10 protein-coding genes, 1 tRNA gene and 2 riboswitches are annotated in these 16,801 nt (G+C 59.2%); of the genes, 6 read left to right on the forward strand and 5 right to left on the reverse strand.

Translation table 11 applies throughout. The annotated features are described in order from the left end of the window. The first annotated feature begins 221 nt into the window (after positions 1 to 221). A complete protein-coding gene (locus tag C7411_RS36895; RefSeq protein ID WP_133253608.1) occupies positions 222 to 1,247 on the forward strand; it encodes a hypothetical protein in 1,026 nt (341 codons plus the stop codon). Between the two features lie 318 nt (positions 1,248 to 1,565). On the opposite strand, the gene C7411_RS02360 is transcribed toward C7411_RS36895, so the two are convergent. Both C7411_RS02360 and C7411_RS02365 read right to left on the reverse strand, forming a co-directional pair. Then, positions 1,566 to 4,496: a DEAD/DEAH box helicase gene (locus tag C7411_RS02360; protein WP_110383291.1), complete on the reverse strand. Its 2,931-nt coding sequence runs from the start codon at positions 4,494 to 4,496 to the stop codon at positions 1,566 to 1,568. Between the two features lie 176 nt (positions 4,497 to 4,672). Then, a complete protein-coding gene (locus C7411_RS02365) occupies positions 4,673 to 7,756 on the reverse strand; it encodes a TrlF family AAA-like ATPase (RefSeq protein WP_110383290.1) in 3,084 nt (1,027 codons plus the stop codon). Positions 7,757 to 8,183: 427 nt separating this feature from the next. Between C7411_RS02365 and C7411_RS36900 the strand changes: the two genes are divergently transcribed. Together C7411_RS36900 and C7411_RS02370 are read left to right on the forward strand one after the other, a co-directional pair. Beyond that, entirely contained in the window at positions 8,184 to 8,438 is a 255-nt protein-coding gene (locus tag C7411_RS36900) for a hypothetical protein (RefSeq protein WP_165822730.1), read from the forward strand. Between the two features lie 522 nt (positions 8,439 to 8,960). After that, positions 8,961 to 9,371: a hypothetical protein gene (locus C7411_RS02370; protein ID WP_110383289.1), complete on the forward strand. Its 411-nt coding sequence runs from the start codon at positions 8,961 to 8,963 to the stop codon at positions 9,369 to 9,371. Positions 9,372 to 9,401: 30 nt separating this feature from the next. On the opposite strand, the gene C7411_RS02375 is transcribed toward C7411_RS02370, so the two are convergent. Together C7411_RS02375 and C7411_RS02380 are read right to left on the reverse strand one after the other, a co-directional pair. Next, on the reverse strand, positions 9,402 to 10,745 hold the full coding sequence (locus tag C7411_RS02375; protein WP_243413023.1) for a tyrosine-type recombinase/integrase: 1,344 nt from the start codon (positions 10,743 to 10,745) through the stop codon (positions 9,402 to 9,404). Between the two features lie 115 nt (positions 10,746 to 10,860). Further along, a tRNA-Arg gene (locus C7411_RS02380) sits at positions 10,861 to 10,936 on the reverse strand. Between the two features lie 317 nt (positions 10,937 to 11,253). Here C7411_RS02380 and C7411_RS02385 point away from each other — a divergent pair. Further along, positions 11,254 to 12,168, forward strand: coding sequence for a c-type cytochrome (locus C7411_RS02385; protein WP_110383288.1), 915 nt, complete (start codon positions 11,254 to 11,256; stop codon positions 12,166 to 12,168). A 90-nt stretch (positions 12,169 to 12,258) separates the two neighbouring features. Here C7411_RS02385 and C7411_RS02390 read toward each other — a convergent pair whose 3' ends face one another. Beyond that, a complete protein-coding gene (locus C7411_RS02390) occupies positions 12,259 to 14,349 on the reverse strand; it encodes a UvrD-helicase domain-containing protein (protein WP_110383287.1) in 2,091 nt (696 codons plus the stop codon). 283 nt (positions 14,350 to 14,632) lie between these two features. On the opposite strand from C7411_RS02390, the gene C7411_RS02395 reads away from it, so the two are divergent. Further along, positions 14,633 to 15,688: an oxidoreductase gene (locus tag C7411_RS02395; protein ID WP_110383286.1), complete on the forward strand. Its 1,056-nt coding sequence runs from the start codon at positions 14,633 to 14,635 to the stop codon at positions 15,686 to 15,688. A gap of 176 nt (positions 15,689 to 15,864) precedes the next feature. Then, a complete protein-coding gene (locus tag C7411_RS02400; RefSeq protein ID WP_110383285.1) occupies positions 15,865 to 16,239 on the forward strand; it encodes a hypothetical protein in 375 nt (124 codons plus the stop codon). A gap of 213 nt (positions 16,240 to 16,452) precedes the next feature. Beyond that, positions 16,453 to 16,553: riboswitch (glycine riboswitch) on the forward strand. Between the two features lie 57 nt (positions 16,554 to 16,610). After that, positions 16,611 to 16,748, forward strand: a riboswitch (glycine riboswitch). Positions 16,749 to 16,801 lie beyond the last annotated feature (53 nt).

The raw sequence follows: 16,801 nt of genomic DNA on the forward strand, positions 1-16,801 counted from the left end.
ACTCCCCATAATCTGCCAGGATCCTGCAAATGCATCAACCACTTTCGGCTTCAAATCCTTGCTGCACAGGGCCCTTCGAATTTTTCAGACCCGACTACATAGCAATAGCTATCGCAACGCTCTGGCACGCATCGACCTCTCAAGTCCCAGTCCATTTTGCCGATATTTCGGTGAGACTGTTGCATTCTGTACATCGGGAGCTTAATCAAGGAATAAGGTGAATGAAAAATCGAGAAATGCTCAGCAACTCCACACACATCAGCAATCAGCCGACGAGCCGGCAAGAAAATTTCCGAGATTTATTTAAACGATCAATCATTTCCATTGCCAGTCTAGGCGTGCTACTTATTTTTATTCCAGGCAGCTGGCGATTTGTATATTTTGCTACAAGCTTAATATTACTGATTGCAGTTGTTTCGGCGAGAACGTTGCAGATTCTTTACCCAAAAAAATTCGTATTTATCAAAATTCGAGACGCCGCACTTGTCAGGTATGAGAGCCTCAGTCGCCACCAGCAATTGTATACCAATGTTGTCCTGTGCACTCCCTTTCTGATCTACGCATATTTATTGGACTTCAAGACGCTTTTCATTCCGCTCGTTATTTTATTTTTCGCATATTGCTTGGGCGTGGTTGCTTACGACGTTTATCGCATATACGCAACACTTTCAGCTACCACAATTGGAAAAGGATTGATCGCCATTGCGTTTGCCGCGGGCTCCAACCTTGCATTTGGTATTTCTGGAAAAATTATCGGCGGATTGACTCACGTTCCTCCTTCAACTTTTCCGCACACCCTGTCATTTATAGCAATTTTCGCAATTCCATTTCTTTTCATGGCCGCCGGGACAATTTACATTCCAATCGCGGTTCTTGCGGCGCCAGTCGTCATCTATGGATCAAAATTCATGGAGAAAGCGCCTCGTCTCATGAAATGGTTTTTGGGGGTTAAATTTGATAAAAATAAATATCGCCACACCATCGCGACAGTAATTTTCCAGATAGTTTTTTACTCGGCCATTGGAACTTTAACACCACAGATATTTTTCCTTGTATTGAATCGATATGACCAACAAATAGAATCAACAATAAGGAGTTCAATCTACGAATTTGATATGTATCCCGGCACGGAATGTAAAGCATCTAGCGATTATCACGAGGCATCGTTAGGTGATGAGAACTATATCCTGGCTGAAAAGCAATCGATCGGGGTTAAATTTGAATTACCGAGAAAGTGTGCTCTTTAACGATTCTTGGAACCAAGTTGTATAAGCAACGGCGCTGAGCGCATGAGAGGCATCTGGTCATTCCTGTGAACAGACGTCAGCCCATCGTTAATCGAAGCGCTTCAGCCATCATTGCGAGAACGATTATCGGCTTTTAATGGCTCTTGCTTGTGTGTGTCGGACGTTCAAGCGCGTGCGCTAGGGCGAGGGCCAATGACCGAAGACGCCGATAGCCGCCGATTGTGAACGGTGCACCTCGACCCGGAGCGGGCATCGGAGACGCTAGGTTTAGCGTCTGCTTCGTGGCCGGTTGCCGAGGTGCGCTCAAAGTAGAGGAGGCTAGGCGCTGATAAGCCATCGGAGGTCGACGCCTTGAGACGTGAGGCTATCGTTCGCCGCCGCCATCACGGCTCGCACGTTCTCAGTAAGCCCCCCGGCCGAAAGTCCGGGCTGGACTGCGTACACGGTCAAGGTGATAGATATTGGGTCATAGGCCCGAATCAAATCCAGCGCGTCGTCTCGACCGCCGACCAATAACGGGGAATGCCCCCGATTCCTCCGAACTTGTGTGCGACGGTCAACATGACGCAAGAGGTCATCTTTCCTCTGGAATCTTGCCGACTTCACGGATTGCCCTGCCAACTCATATACATCGTCAACTCGCTCGCCCGACACCGGTCCGCCAGCGCCCTTGCAGTGGTAAAGCGAGATCGCCAAGCGATTGCCAGGCGCAGTCTGTCCAACGATGAAATCGGCGGCTTCACCCGATCGGTGATCATAGATGATGAAACTGACATTTGGCAGGTCCATCAAATTGTTTTTCAGGAAGCATTGAACCGTCAATCGTGCCGGGTCGTTTGTGTCAAACTCAATACCAATCTCGCATCCTGTCCAATCACGTACCACCAGACTGTCAGGGCGAATTCCCGCGCTCGCTCTACGCCTCTGCAGCGTGCCGCGCGTGAAGGAATCCAGTTCCTTTGTGAAGAACACCAAACCGCAGTCCTCCAACCACTCCTCAATGGAGATGAAATCTCCCTCCGATGCCGCGACGCGCATTCGCGGCTCCTCCGCCAAAAGAGAAAACTGAGGGCTTTGATTAAGCCGGTAGCGAACACGCAGTACATGGCCTTCCTCACCGATTTCAAATGACAAAGAAGATCCATCTGCACTGACTGCAACGTCGCCAATTTCGAGGTCGAGTACGCAAGTTCGGATTACGTCGTGGCCTTCACCGATGAGTACCTGCGGGTTGTCTCGATACGCAGTCTTCGGCCAATCCGTCATACATGTCGACGCTGGGATGCGCTGAAGCGTTTCGCCAAACGGCAGCAAGTCCAAGCCAGAGCGACCGATGTTGACCAAGTCCGCAGTAACGCGCCCGTGCAATGCAGCCATCCAGTCCATGATGTCGGGAATAGACAGTTTGCCGTTGGACCAGACCCGCCCGCCAGCGCTTGCGCCGATAACTTCGGCCTGCCCATTTACCTGGCCTCGCCCCATAAAGTGACCCTGCGAAAAATTCGCCGCATCGGTGTCGCGAACGCCTCTGTCAGCATTGCTGCCCGCGACGATTCGATACGACTCTGCAGTGGCTACCGGCGAGTTGCTCCTGATCCCGACGCTATAGAACTCCTGATCAGTCATGCCATTAAGCACCTTGCGAATCTGCTCAAACGCGAGCGGCGACGCATTTCCCTCGACAAAGAACTCCAGCAATTCAGCGTAGTACCGCTCGGAACGCTCTGTGGCCGTTATGAACAGTAGTTGCGATGCCGGAAAATACCGAAGCAAGAAACATTCATGCGTAGCGTCGATAAGATGATCATCGCGATACCAGACCGGCGACCGCACAGACTTGGCCAGCAGGAGATATGTTGTGCTGTCATCGCTGAGCCACGCATTGGTCACTTGCAAGGACTTGAGTGTTTCGGGAGCTTCCGAGAAATCCGGCGCTTGGTGCGCTCTATACGCTGCGATGTGCTGCGACAGGCGGAACGCCCCCGGATTGACAGCTTCATAGTCGGCAGATGGATTGCCCGTCTGTGCAAATGACTGTAGTGCTTCTCGCTCCTGCAGGGCCAGTTGCTGACGGGCCTCGACGACATCAGCCAGCAAAGTATCCCAATCAACGCCGTCTCGATATAGCTCCGCGCTCTCTGAGTCAATGTCACGCGGTACGGCTAGAAATGTAGCCGCCCCAGTTTGCTCATCGTTTGTACGGGCAAAGCGGCCTATGAATTGAAGTGTTGGCACCAGCGACTTATGGGCGCTGTGCAGAACAGCAATCTTGAACTTCGGAAAGTCGTAACCTTCTCCGAACATATCGACACATACAACACCATCGAGTTCACCAGCAATCAGGCGACGCTCAATATCTTCGACCTGCAGAGTTGATTTCCTGCTTGACACAGCTTCGACCCGCAAGCCGGCGGCCACATACAGTCCGGCCAGATGCTCTGCATCGGTCACCCGCGCAGTGCGTGCAAGTAGTCGGTGCTGAAATCCTGCTGCGGCATCCTGACGATAGACCTCTACCGCACGGGCAACCAGGGCCGCATCTCGTGTCTCTTGCAAGGCGTCAGCATCAACGACGACTGGGCAAAAATTTACCTTTCCAAACGCGCTTTCATCGACCGCACGGCGCAACGAGTAGTAGAAGATAAGTCGGCCTGGAAGTTGCCGTCGATCTCTACGAAATGGCGTGGCGGACAACAACACATGTTTCGCGTTAGGTGTCGATCGGATAAATGCTGCCCAGGTCCGAGCCGGTGAATGATGCCCCTCATCAACAAGTATCAGGTCAAAGAGCCCATCAGGAGGTGGTGGCGTGCCTTCCATTTCGGGGCTGGCCGAATGAGGCGTGCAGACCACTACATCGAATTCTTCAAGTGCCTGCCAAGCCGCCATCGAGCCTATTCTCTCGTCCACGGCAAATACCTTTGGTCCGGCCATGTCAGCTTCGCTCGGAAGTGCTTGCAGCCGCCTGAGTGTCTCTAAAGTCCGAAAGGCTCGACTGGCTTGCGCTCTAAGGGGATTCGTCGGAGTGACGACCAACACGCGCTGAGCCCTCGCTAAAAAACACGCAGCTGTCAGTACGGCCGTTTTTCCGTACCCGGTGGGCAACGACACGATGGCAGGCTCTTGTCGTTCAATGAAGTGGGCGGTGAGCGCATAAAGGGCACCGACTTGTCCTCTCCTCAACCCAGTATTCGGCGCCTGTCCTTCGCGGATGACAAGTCGGCCTGCGTTCTCTTGGAAATACGCCATCTACTACCCCCGTTGAGGCTATTGGTGGCCTCTTATGGTTGCCAATCTACCCGTAGCGAGATAATGACGGCACCCGCTGCGGAGCGGCTATCACCGATCGCTCTCCGTGTTAATCCGCAGGAGACCGTCTTTCGCGCCCCCCCATCCAAACCGTGTCGCTCCATCAACCACGACACTCAAAGTGCGTATTTGTCGCTGCGATTCTTGAATGCCGGCTTTGTTCCTTCGAGAATGTGGATAACCTTCTCGAGCATCTTCGGGTTCTCAATACCGCCCGCTTCATAAGTGAAGCGGTGCTCGGTCTTGTTGCACTCCGCGTAGATGATCTGCTCCGCGTCGCACACGACTGCCAAATTGGGATTGTGAGTGACGATAATGACCTGGCGGCGCTCCTTGGCCGCTTTGATGCATTTCACCAAGATCTTGTAGATCGTTTGGTTGTCGAGATTCTCCTCGGGCTGATCGATGACGATAGGAATGTCGTCCTTATCGACGAGCAAGTAAAAGACGAGCAGCAAGAGCCCACGCTCGCCCGGCGACAATTGCCCGATTTCCTGCTGCGCGTAGGTCAACGAATATCGCGGCGACAAGTAGGCGAGGCCGTAAACGTAATCGAGCACGTCTCGCGGTTCGACGCTGCGCCGAATCTGATCTACGAGTCTCGTCGACCGACCCGCGTCGTCTCTGCGATCATAGCGAAGCAGGTCGTCGATTTTTTCCGCAAAGGCGATCGTCTCGTCCGCCGTTGCGAAGCTCGCTTCGTTCAGAAGCTCCCTCATCCGATGGTCACTGTCCTCGACCCCGTAGAATGAGCCGCGCGCTTGGCGATTGATGCGAGTAAAAAAGTGCTCCTGGAAGCCGGACTCGTCGATCCGAACCTGGAAGTCGAGAGGCAGCGGCATTTCCATCCGCTGCGCAGATTGCACAAAAGACTGAACTGGCTCATAAAGTCGACGGTATTCGTCGACGGTCTCCACGATCTGCGCATGAACCTGCTTGGTCCGCTCGATCCGGCTCGCGCGCAATTCCGCAAGCCGCTTTGGCAACGCAGAGAGCCCCTCGATCTCCGCTTCCAGCCAGCCAATGCTGTTGATTTTGTCCTTCCCGCCGATCAACTCTTTTTTCGCCTTCTCCCACGCTGCGAGAGCTTCCTTGTATTGGATGAACAAGCGCTGCCTCTCGCCGAGTTTCGTCTTCGTCGACATGATGGAGGCCAGGACGGCTTCTCTCCGCTTTATAAGGCTGCCCTCTTCTTCGCTCAGAAGCTGACCATCAACGCCACTGATTTCCTTGGCGGCAGCCACAGCTACTTCATGGACCGGGGCCAAGTTTATTTGCAATGAAACGATCTGATCGGGGCGAATTTCCGCGCCCAATTCGCCCAGCAAAGACGCGAGTTCTTGCAAAAACTGCTCATGGGCCTTCTTGTGGTTGTCGACCGCCTGCGAAATTCGCTTCGCCAACGCCTGCCGCTTGACCGCCGCCCCCTTGTGATCGCGGAGAGCCGCCTCCTCCTTATCGATGCCCGCGGCCTGCGCTTCGAGCTGTTGGATCAAATCGGCCGCCTGTTGCGACTCACGCTGCGCCTCCGGAGAAGCGCCCGGATCTTCGACCACAGCCGGTTTGGCGGCATCAAGCGCCGCCAGTTCGGAGCGTTTCGTCTCGAGTTGTTTCTCCAATCCGGCCCGGAACTCGGCCGTCATCCTCTCATCAGCGACCAAAATATCGCCGTTGATCCGCGAGATCTCCTTGATGATGGCCTGCCTCGCGGCACTGATTTCCGCGATCTTGAAGTCAATCAATGCGTCCATCGACGCTTGGCCGAGCCGGTCCTCCTCGGGAACGTGCGAGAAAATGATCTTCCGCAGCTCGCTGTCGAATGTTGAGGAGCCGCCCTCGCCGAGTTCATTGCACAGCGTTTCGAGATAAAGTTGTGGCAGATATTTGATTCTCTCGACGCTGGTCGTCGACGGATTTTCGTCAAGCTGCCTCGTCGATTCCGTGCCATCCCGCCAGACAATCGACGCAGTGAAATGTTGCGCCGGCCGGCCCTTAGGGTTTCGGAAGCGCTGGTCATTCAGGAACGAAAACCCTGCCCTGTTCTTCGTGTCGCCCGCCAACGCGATGATGTCGGACAATGCGCTTTTGCCGCTCCCCTTGTTGCCGATGATTGCCACCAAGTCGCTGTTGAGCGGCATGTCCACATCGAACCAGGGATCCCGAAGCGGGGAGCCGGGCTTCTTTTTGACGCGAACGGATGAAACGTATTTCGTCCTGTGTCGCTCAACCAGCTGCCGCTTTGGCGGATTGTCGCCGACGTAGACGCGATTCGAGAACTCACGTATTGCTTGGACCAAGCCGGCGAACGTGGCGTCAGCCTTGATCCAGGTGAAGCAGTTGCCAACGCGGTCCTTGTCCTTCTCCCCGCTCAGCCAGTGAGCATCAGAACAATCCAGAAGCGTGTCCGTGACGTTCGCGTCCGTCAGGCTCTTTCGAGCTTTTTCATAGGCTGCGGGATTTTCCGCCGCAGTGAAAACGACATGCGCCTCGTTGATGAGGCTTTTCTTGTCGGCGATCGTGTGGTCGCCCCATCGGAGGCTATCCCATTCGGTCTTGCCGATGGCAAGCAAATGCCGACGCTCGAAAAACGGGGTGTCGAGCGCGTCCTTTACTTTTTCCAGGCTCACATTCAGCGCATTGAAGCCTTCCGTCAGCGGATCGCCGAAGCGGCCTCGCTGGTCGTCTGGCACTGACGCGATAATGGCGTCCCCGAGCGCGCGGAGATTCTCGCGCGTGATCACGCCGGCCCATCGCGCGGCATGATCATGAGCCTCGGGCATCAACTTGTAATGCGGCGTGATGGCGCTGATGAACTGATCTCGGATCAGCGCCGGCTCAACCTCATCGAAAATGATGTGCAGGTTTATCCGACTCCAATTCGACTCGGAGTAGCCGTCTTTCGTTTTTTGGACAACGCCGCCAAACTTGTCGAGCCGGAGCTCAACGACTGGCAGAATCAGATCAAGGTTCTTGAGCCGGCCTTGCTCCCGCTTCGCCCGCAAGACCCGTTCGTAGCCGTCGACGAACACATAATCGTTGATGCCGATGACTTTGAATTCGGCTGGCAAAGCCTCCAGATCGGAGATGAAAGCTTCCCACGCGGCGTCCTCGTCGCCTGGGTAATGGTGAATGATGGATGCCGGAGTGTGGACGTGCAGATCCCACTTCTTCCACGTCGACCCAATCTTTTCATTTTGCATACGGTCTCCGCGCTATTGGCTTGTTGTCGCGCTCTCATAATCGCGGCGTGTGCGCCGCGCACTCGGAATGCTGAAACTATATCGTCTGATTCGCGCGGACGGTAGGCCTGAACCGAGCGTTCGAGCCGATGCGAGCCGGCCTGCCAGCGGTCCGCTTCGAAGCGGCGACCTGCATCAGCACACCATCTTTCTAAATTGGTCGTATTTCGCAAATGCATTGTGATGCCACCTCCTCCCGAGGACTCGCCCGGTCGTCACAACACGGCATACAAATGCGTCCACCTTCCATCACCAAGGTACGGATTCCCGTCAACTCGCACGTAAGCGCGAATGCCAGTGCCACACTATCTGCCGTTCCTGCACTCTCCCAGACACGCATACCGGGCGGCAGTTCGACTGACTCGCCAGCCCCCAGCCAATAACCGTCATGCGCGTCCCTCTCGACCGGCGGCCAACGCATGCCGCGCCCATCACCGTCAAGACGGCGGACATGGCCATCCTCCGGGACTTTGGTACGCTAGGTCAAAATGTGCTTGGCGCCCAAAACCGGCGCAAGCCTATCCTGCCATACTCGATTTTCATGTTGTTTTTTGGTGCCGAGTGTGATCCGGGTGTGCGCGATGTGCGAGCGATTTACAACAGCAATGCGCTTGCGCGTAACCGCCGTGCGTTGCGTGTTTAAAGTTGCGGCGCAACGTGGCGAGCGCCGTGTGCATCGCCTGCGACTACTACCCACTCCAAGCGCGATGCGCGGGGAACACCCGTCGACAAGCGGTTGACCTCCAATGTGTTCGACTTGCCACTTAGTGCAATAAAGCATTCAATCTGTCGTCGCTTAGCACTGGACATCCATACAAGTCGGGCGATCACGCGTTGATGTGGCATGGCGATAGCAAAGCGAGGCGGTGGCGCGCCTCGTTCGTCTATTGGTGACTCCCAATGCGTCCCCGGCTTCTTGCGACGTAAATCGATAGGCGCGCAGTGCTCAGCCCCGTTGATGCCCGTGTGCTTGAGCGGCACAAGTGTGTAATTCCATTTGTGCGGACGAAACGCCGGATAGCAGCAGAAAAGATATTTTTCGTTCCGTCATGTTCCTCTGAATTCCGATGTGCTCCACCTATGCTGAAAATCGGCAGGGGCGGGTGTTGACGACGTGTTAACGCCTGTTCAAGATGCTTATCAAGATCGTGCGTCGGAGCAAATCATGCCTGTCATCAGAAGTTACCCGCGAAGACAATGGGAAGCGCTGGGACGCAGACTGGATGCGCTTCCGGAAAAACCGAAAGACCAACAGTCCCTCAAGATAACCGACGGGGTGAACTCCATTCATGCACAGATGCAGATGGCGCGCGAAAAGGGATACACGCTGAACGAATTGATCGAACAGGCGGCGAAAGAAGGTATCGACGTTGGCCTCAATTCCTTGCGATACGCGATGCGTCGCATGGACGAAAAGATGCGAATACAACATAAAAGCTCGAGGGTCTCGGACAAGCGGTCACGCCAAACCACCTCCTCCTCAAAGACGCAGCCACCGATCGACAACCGCACAGGCTCTACGGTAATCCGGGATTCATTCTCGTTCGAGATAAGGCCTGACGTCGAGGACCTATAGAGAATCGAGGTGGTAATCATTCGAGTCGCCTCATGCGGCGCTAGCCACCAAGTTCAGCGTTCTAACAGGCTTCGGAATGTTGCCCGCCGCCAGTTCATCAAGAAAATCAGCCCAGCACTGAACCATCTCGCGGCGCTGTTCAAGAAACGTTGCGCGATCGTAACTATCTCCCAACTCCTCGCTCGACGCGTGAGCTAGATGACGCTCGATCACCTCTCTGTCCCACCCGAGATACTCCCGAATCAGCGTGCGGGCGGTCGCACGAAAGCCATGAGCGGTGATCTGCTCTTTAGTGTCGTAGCCCAGCGTACGTAGCGCACTGTTGATCGTGTTCTCGCTCATGTAACGCGTAGCCTCGGTGCGCTTGGCAATACTGCGAAAAATTGGCCCCTTCGGCCCAGTCAGCGGATACAAGTCTCTGAGGATCTCCATGGCCTGTGACGGAAGCGGCACTATGTGGGCTGGAGTGCGGCTATCCCGCTTCTTCCATTCCCGCATCTTCATTTTTTCCGGCGGACAGCTCCAGGTTGCGCCGTCGAGATCAATATCTTCCCAATGAGCAAAACGTAACTGGCCGGGGCGCTGGAAAAGCAGCGGAGCAAGCTGCAACGCTGCGCGGGTAATGACATGGCCGTTGTAGGCGCGGACATCGCGCAGCAACTGTCCAAGCTGCTTCGGGTCAGTAATAGCCGGGTAATGGCGACTGCGGACGGCAGGGAGACCACCGGTACGGTTATTCACAAAGTTCTTGGCTGGTTCCAGAACACCCGTGTCCACTGCGTACTGATACACGTGCTGGATCGTCTCGCGCACCCGCATCGCGGTTTCAAGGTTGCCGCGCTCTTTGATGCGGTGCAGACAGCGCACAACCTCGGTCGGCTTGATGTTCTCCACTGGAAGTTGGCCCACCCAGGGAAACACATGCAGTTCGAGGTAACGGATTATTTTCTCAGCGTAACTGGCGGACCATTGGCGATCTTTTTCTGAAATCTTATGCCATGCCCGCGCCACCAATTCAAACGTGTTGAGCCGAGCCGCTTGCTCTTGTTCCCGCTTATCGCGCCGAGCCTCTTGGGGGTCGATCCCGTCTGCTCGCCGCTCCATTTCCTCGCGGGCTTTTCGACGTGCCGCAGCAAGCGAAACAATGGGGTATCGGCCCAGCCCGAGCTTGATCTCTTTTCCGTCGCGCTTGTAGCGGTACAGCCAGACCTTCCGCGTCTGTCGAACCCGAAGGTACAGCCCGTCACCATCCGCCAAGAAATATTCCTTCTCGCGGGGCTCTGCATGCTTGATCTGCAACTCAGTGAGCTGGCCCATGGTGTACCCCAAAATCAGAATTGAGGAAAAACCATTTTGGGGTACACCGCCGGGCATATGCAAACGCCGGCTTTCGACGGAGTTCGCTGGCTTTCCGCGGACGCAAATTCCCCGCAACGCCTTATCTGGCGGGGCTTTTCAGTACTTCAGGAGATTTCAGAGGAAAACCAGATGGCGCGCCCGGCTGGGATCGAACCAGCAACCCCTGCCTTCGGAGGGCAGTACTCTATCCATTGAGCTACGGGCGCGTTGACTTGCTGGCACCGCCGTCTGCCCGAAGAACTCGGGGAAAGCAGCGCCGAAGGGAGACCGAGAGAATAACCGGTTTCGGTTAAACCGTCCACCGCACGGCCTTCGCGTCAGTTATTCAGGGCCACATGTCACGGTGACGCGCCGCAAGCCACCGCCGCCCTCCCACCCCGGGTAAACGCCCGCTGAACTACGCCCACGCCCGCCCACCAGCCGCAAACCCTTCCGTCTATAATCGGCGGTGTTTGATCTGCCGCATGGCCATTGCCGTCCTGCTGTACCGCTCACCATAAAACCAACGGGAGTCGAGACAAGCATGAGCGAAGCACCCCACGGAGCCCCGATCAAAACGCCCGGCCAGCTGATCGCCGCTGTCATCGCCGGGTTTGCCGTCCCCATCGCCATCATCGTTCTGCTCGCCTACTACGTCGACAACACGACGCGCACCGGCGCGGGCACCGACGAACTCTCCGCCCAGCAGGTCGCCGCGCGCATCGCGCCGGTCGCGCAGGTCAACGTGCGCGACGCCAATGCGCCGCGTGTCTACAAGACCGGCGAACAGGTCTTCCAGGCAGTCTGCTCGGCGTGCCACGCCTCGGGCGCCGCCGGCGCGCCGAAGTTCGGCAACTCGGGGGACTGGGCGCCGCGCATCGCCCAGGGCTTCGACACGCTCTGGAAAACGGCGCTCTCCGGCAAGGGCGCGATGCCCCCGCGCGGCGGCACGAGCCCCGACGACTACAGCGACTACGAAATCGGCCTCGCCGTCGCCTATATGGCGAACCACGCCGGCGCGAACTTCCAGGATCCGCCCAAGCCCGCGCCAGGCGCAGCCAATGCGGCTTCGGGCGCGGCTGCCGCCGCACCGGCCTCGGGTGCATCCGCCACCGATGCGAACGCCGCCCAGGCGCAAGCCGCCGCAGCGGCGATCGCGGCGATTCCGCAGGCCTCGTCCGCCCCCGCGGCAGGCGGCGGCGCGCAGAGCGCCGACGCCTCGCAGGCGGGCAAGGCGCTTTATCAGCAGGTTTGCCAGGCGTGTCACGCCGCGGGCGTGCTGGGCGCGCCAAAATTCGGCAACAAGGCCGACTGGGCGCCGCGTCTCAAGGACCCGATGGACACCGTCTACAACTACGCGCTGCACGGCAAGGGCCAGATGCCGCCCAAGGGTGGCTCGACCGCCTCGGACGCCGACGTGAAGGCCGCCGTCGATTACATGGTCAGCGCGGCGAAGTAGGCGACTCGCGCGCGCACCGCGCAAAAACACGAATGGCCGCATCGACAATCGATGCGGCCATTCGCTTTTTCGATCAGAGAATAGCCGGATTCACCCCTTCTGCAACAACGCCTTCAAGCTCGCCAACCGGTCCTTCGGCGTCATCGGCGCCTCATCGGCGGTCGGCGGCGGCGCATCGTCCAAACCCATTTCCGGAATGAAACGCGACGCCTCGCACACCACCGTCTCGCGCGCCCGCTTGCGCTTCTTGCACCAGTTCAGATGCAGGCTGCGCTGGGCACGCGTGATCGCCACGTACATGAGGCGGCGCTCTTCCTCGATGCGCCCTTCGTCGATCACGTCGTCTTCCGAGCCGCCGCGGTGCGGCATGATCCCCTCTTCCACGCCCACCAGGAACACGTGCGGATACTCCAGGCCCTTCGAAGCATGCACGGTCGAAAGCCGCACGGCGTCCGGGTCCTCTTCCTTGCCTTCGAGCATCGACATCAGCGCGACCGTCTGGATCAGGCCCATGAGGTTCTTGCCGGTGTCGGCGAGACCGTCGGCGTTGTCGTAACCGGTCGCTTCACTGTCTTCGCCGGGCTCCGGCTCGGGCTTCGTGCCCTTGCGCTTGAGCCACTCCAGGAATTCGAGCACGTTCTGCCACTTCGACTGCGCCTGGCGCTCGTCGAAGGCGTCGTAGAGATACGCCTCGTAATGAATCGCGTCCATGAGGTCGTCGAGCACGACCGTCGCCGGGTCCTTCTGCGCGCGCTCGGCGAGGCGCTGCATGAAATCGCAGAACACGCGCATCGGCTCGACCTGGCGCGCCGAAAGCCGCGCCTCGATGCCGCCCATGTACACGGCCTCGAACAGCGAAACCTTCGCCTGCCCCGCGAACGAGCCGAGCGCCTCGAGCGTCGTATTGCCCACGCCACGGCGCGGCGTGGTGATCGCGCGGATGAACGCGGGATCGTCGTCGTGATTGGCGATCAGGCGCAGGTAGGCGCAGATGTCCTTGATCTCGGCCTTGTCGAAGAACGACTGGCCGCCCGAGAGTACGTAGGGAATGCGCTCGCGGCGCAGCACCTGTTCGAAGATGCGCGCCTGGAAGTTGCCGCGATACAAGATCGCGTAGTCGCGGAACTGTGCGCGCCGCTCGAACTTGTGCGCCGAGAGGCGAAACACCACCGATTCGGCTTCGTGCTCTTCATCGTTGCAAGGCGTGACGGTGATGGTGTCGCCCATGCCGTGCTCGGACCACAGCTTCTTCTCGAACAGCTTCGGATTGTTCGCAATGACGTTGTTCGCGGCCGTGAGAATGCGCACCGTCGAGCGGTAGTTCTGCTCGAGCTTGATGACATGCAGCTTCGGAAAGTCCTTGCCGAGCTGCGCGAGGTTTTCGAGCGTGGCGCCGCGCCAGCCGTAGATGGCCTGGTCGTCGTCGCCCACGGCCGTAAACGCCGCGCGCGGGCCCGCCAGCAGTTTCAGCAGTTCGTACTGGCAGGCGTTGGTGTCCTGGTACTCGTCGACGAGCAGGTAGCGCAGCTTGTTCTGCCAGCGGTCGCGTACCTGTTCGTTCCTGGCGAACAGCTCGGCAGGCAGGCGGATCAGGTCGTCGAAGTCCACCGCCTGATAGGCGTGCAACGTCGCCATGTAGTTGCGGTAGACGATGGCCGCCTGGTGCTCGTCCTCGTTGGAGGCCGTGGCCAGCGCCTCCTCGGGCATGACGAGTCCGTTCTTCCAGAGCGAGACGATCGACTGGATCTTGCGGATGAACCCTTTGTCCGTCGAGCCCACCTGCTCCTGGATCATGGCGAAGCAGTCGTCGGCATCCATGATCGAGAACTGGGGCTTGAGGCCCAGATGCTCGGCTTCCTGACGCAGGATCTGCACGCCCAGCGAGTGGAACGTGCAGACCGTCAGCTGGTTGGTCGGCACCTTGCGGCCTTCCTTGCCGGGCGTGGTGAGCGTCTTGCCTTCGAGCAGCTTGCCCACGCGCTCGCGCATTTCGGCGGCGGCCTTGTTGGTGAAGGTGACGGCGGCGATATGGCGCGGCTCGAAGCCTTTCGCTTCGATGAGGTGGGCGATCTTCTGCGTGATGACACGCGTCTTGCCGCTGCCCGCGCCGGCGAGCACGAGACAGGGACCGTCGAGATAGCGCACCGCTTCGTTCTGGGCGGAATTGAGGCCTGCGGACATCGTTGCTGGACTGGAAAAACGGATGGAATGGTTGGTACGGCTGAGGCGTGCGGCCGAGGCGCGTAGCCTTTCGTGACACCGCACGGCGTGAGGCGTGCGAACGTCGCAGCGGCCTCTCACGCGGGAGGTGCGATGTTAACACGGCGCAGCGCTACGCCGATGACGCCCGCGATGTTCCTCCTGCCACGGCTCATCCGTCCCTCGCCTCGTTCCGCACGTTTTACGCGCCGTGCCACAATACCGGGCTCCCGCCACCCGCACTCGCTGGAAAAGGAAGCGCTAAATGACTGCACCGCAACCGCTGCAAATCGGCCTGATGGGCTACGGCTTCGCTGGCCAGACCTTCCACGCCCCCGTGATCGCGCATAGCGGCGCCGCGCAGCTCGCGGCCATCGCAACGAGCCAGGGCGAGCGCGCCCAGGCAGACTATCCCGACGCCGCGATCGTGCCCGATCTCGACGCGCTGCTCTCGATCGACGCCATCGAATGCGTCGTGATTGCCACGCCCAACGACACGCACTACGACCTCGCGCGCCGCACGCTCGAGCGCGGCAAGCACGTGCTGGTCGACAAGCCGGTCACGCTCACGGCCGAGCAAGCGCGCACGCTCGCGGCCATCGCGAAGCAGCGCGGCCTCGTGTTCGCGCCGTTCCACAACCGCCGCTGGGACGGCGATTTCCTCACCGTGCGCGAGCTGATCGCCCGCGGCGAACTCTGGCGCATCACGCACTACGAATCGCATTTCGACCGCTTCCGCCCGCAAGTCAAGCAGCGCTGGCGCGAAGACGCCACGCGCGGCGGCGGCCTGCTCTACGATCTCGGCCCCCATCTGATCGACCAGGCGCTCGCGCTCTTCGGCGCGCCCGAGTCGATCACCGCCTTCGTTCACACGCGCCGCGACAACGCAAGCGCGCCGGATTACGCGCACCTCGTGCTGCGCTACCCGCACCACGACGCCGTGCTGCACGCCAGCGCGCTCGCCGCGTACGCGCCGCGCTTCGCGATTCACGGCACGCGCGGCAGCTATCTGAAGAACGGGCTCGACACCCAGGAGGATCAGCTCAAGGACGGCCTGCGCCCGGGTCAGCCCGGTTTCGGCGCGGGCAACGAGACGGGCCGCCTGCACGTGCTGCGCGACGACGGCGAGGAAGCCGATCTCGAAGTGCCTAACGCGGCAGGCAATTACGCCGATCTGTACCGCGCGCTTGCCGCGGCGATCCGCGAAGGCAAGCCGTTCCCGGTGAGCCCGCAGGACGCCATCGACGTCATGACGCTCATCGAGCTCGCCATGCAAAGCGCTCAGGACGGCCGCACCCTGGCGTTCGTGCGCCAGTCCTGAGCGCACCGGCATGCACTTTCGGCTGCGGCGTCGACCTTGCATTGCGCCGACGCCGCTGAAAGGTCCATACAAATGGTTACATCTGGTTGCCGCAGCGGGGTCATCACGCGGCAATTACCAGACGTTTGTGGACATGCAGGACAAAAGCAGCAACGACAAGACCAAGGAGAGTCTCCATGACCCGCTACACCCACGCTCTACGCCTGATCGCCGCCGGCGCGCTCGTCACGACCCTCGCCGCGTGCGTGGTCAACCAGCCGGCGCCGCGCCCCGCTCCCCCACCCCCGCCCGGCCCGAACCCGCACGAAGTCGCCGTCGATCGCCTGCATCAGGTCGACAGCCGCATCGACAACCTGGGCCGCCGTATCGACATGCGCGTGAGCCAGGGCTACTACCCGCCGCCCCAGGGCGGTGCGCTCCATCACCGCCTCGACACGATCCGCGGCGAAGCGCACGACATGGCCGCGCAGCACGGCGGCGGCATCTCGCCCGACGAGCAGCGTGTGCTGAACCAGGAACTCGACACGGCCGCCCGCGCCATCGGCGAATAAGCGCTACGTGCATTGGCCCCCGGCACGGATCGCCCGTTCGCGGTTCGTGCCGCACCTGGCGGCCGCCCCGAATCGCCCCCGTTTTTTCCCGGCGCGATGCATGGCGCCCGTCGATCCGCGCAAGCCAATACCAGCAAGGCCCACGCCCCTTTGCCCGTGCCGCACGCAGAATTTTTCCGCATTGACATAGCCCCGAGGCGTCGCGCACAATCGCTGCGCGCGCCGGGAGAGCGTGCCGTTTGCGACCGCAAGTGCAACCGGCGCCGCCGAAGGGGCAACCCACAAACTCTCAGGCAAAAGGACCGTGCGCGCCGGACCGCTGATTCGCTGCATTCGCGCTTTTTGCGCGAGCTGACGCGAAGCGGCACACAGTCCGCAACTCTGGAGAGCGGCAGTAGAACGGGCGGCGGCGGATCGTAACCCCCACGCGTTCAGGCTGCCCACCGAAGGGGCGCGCGCCAGCCGCAACAGGGCGCAATCTCTCAGGTACCGAGGACAGAGGGGCCATGCAAGAACCGACCACGGGCATCGTGCCTGCGGCGCTTTCTGCATGGCCTTTTTC

Origin of the sequence: Paraburkholderia silvatlantica (genome assembly GCF_003096715.1) — a bacterium.
In the GTDB taxonomy this organism is placed as follows: domain Bacteria; phylum Pseudomonadota; class Gammaproteobacteria; order Burkholderiales; family Burkholderiaceae; genus Paraburkholderia; species Paraburkholderia silvatlantica.

What these genes read in the sequence shown, in the direction of transcription:
- C7411_RS36895 (WP_133253608.1), top strand. Translation starts at nt 222, where the DNA reads ATGAAAAATCGAGAAATGCTCAGCAACTCCACACACATCAGCAATCAG.
- C7411_RS02360 (WP_110383291.1), bottom strand. Translation starts at nt 4,496, where the DNA reads ATGGCGTATTTCCAAGAGAACGCAGGCCGACTTGTCATCCGCGAAGGA.
- C7411_RS02365 (WP_110383290.1), bottom strand. Translation starts at nt 7,756, where the DNA reads ATGCAAAATGAAAAGATTGGGTCGACGTGGAAGAAGTGGGATCTGCAC.
- C7411_RS36900 (WP_165822730.1), top strand. Translation starts at nt 8,184, where the DNA reads ATGCGCGTCCCTCTCGACCGGCGGCCAACGCATGCCGCGCCCATCACC.
- C7411_RS02370 (WP_110383289.1), top strand. Translation starts at nt 8,961, where the DNA reads ATGCCTGTCATCAGAAGTTACCCGCGAAGACAATGGGAAGCGCTGGGA.
- C7411_RS02375 (WP_243413023.1), bottom strand. Translation starts at nt 10,745, where the DNA reads ATGCCCGGCGGTGTACCCCAAAATGGTTTTTCCTCAATTCTGATTTTG.
- C7411_RS02385 (WP_110383288.1), top strand. Translation starts at nt 11,254, where the DNA reads ATGAGCGAAGCACCCCACGGAGCCCCGATCAAAACGCCCGGCCAGCTG.
- C7411_RS02390 (WP_110383287.1), bottom strand. Translation starts at nt 14,349, where the DNA reads ATGTCCGCAGGCCTCAATTCCGCCCAGAACGAAGCGGTGCGCTATCTC.
- C7411_RS02395 (WP_110383286.1), top strand. Translation starts at nt 14,633, where the DNA reads ATGACTGCACCGCAACCGCTGCAAATCGGCCTGATGGGCTACGGCTTC.
- C7411_RS02400 (WP_110383285.1), top strand. Translation starts at nt 15,865, where the DNA reads ATGACCCGCTACACCCACGCTCTACGCCTGATCGCCGCCGGCGCGCTC.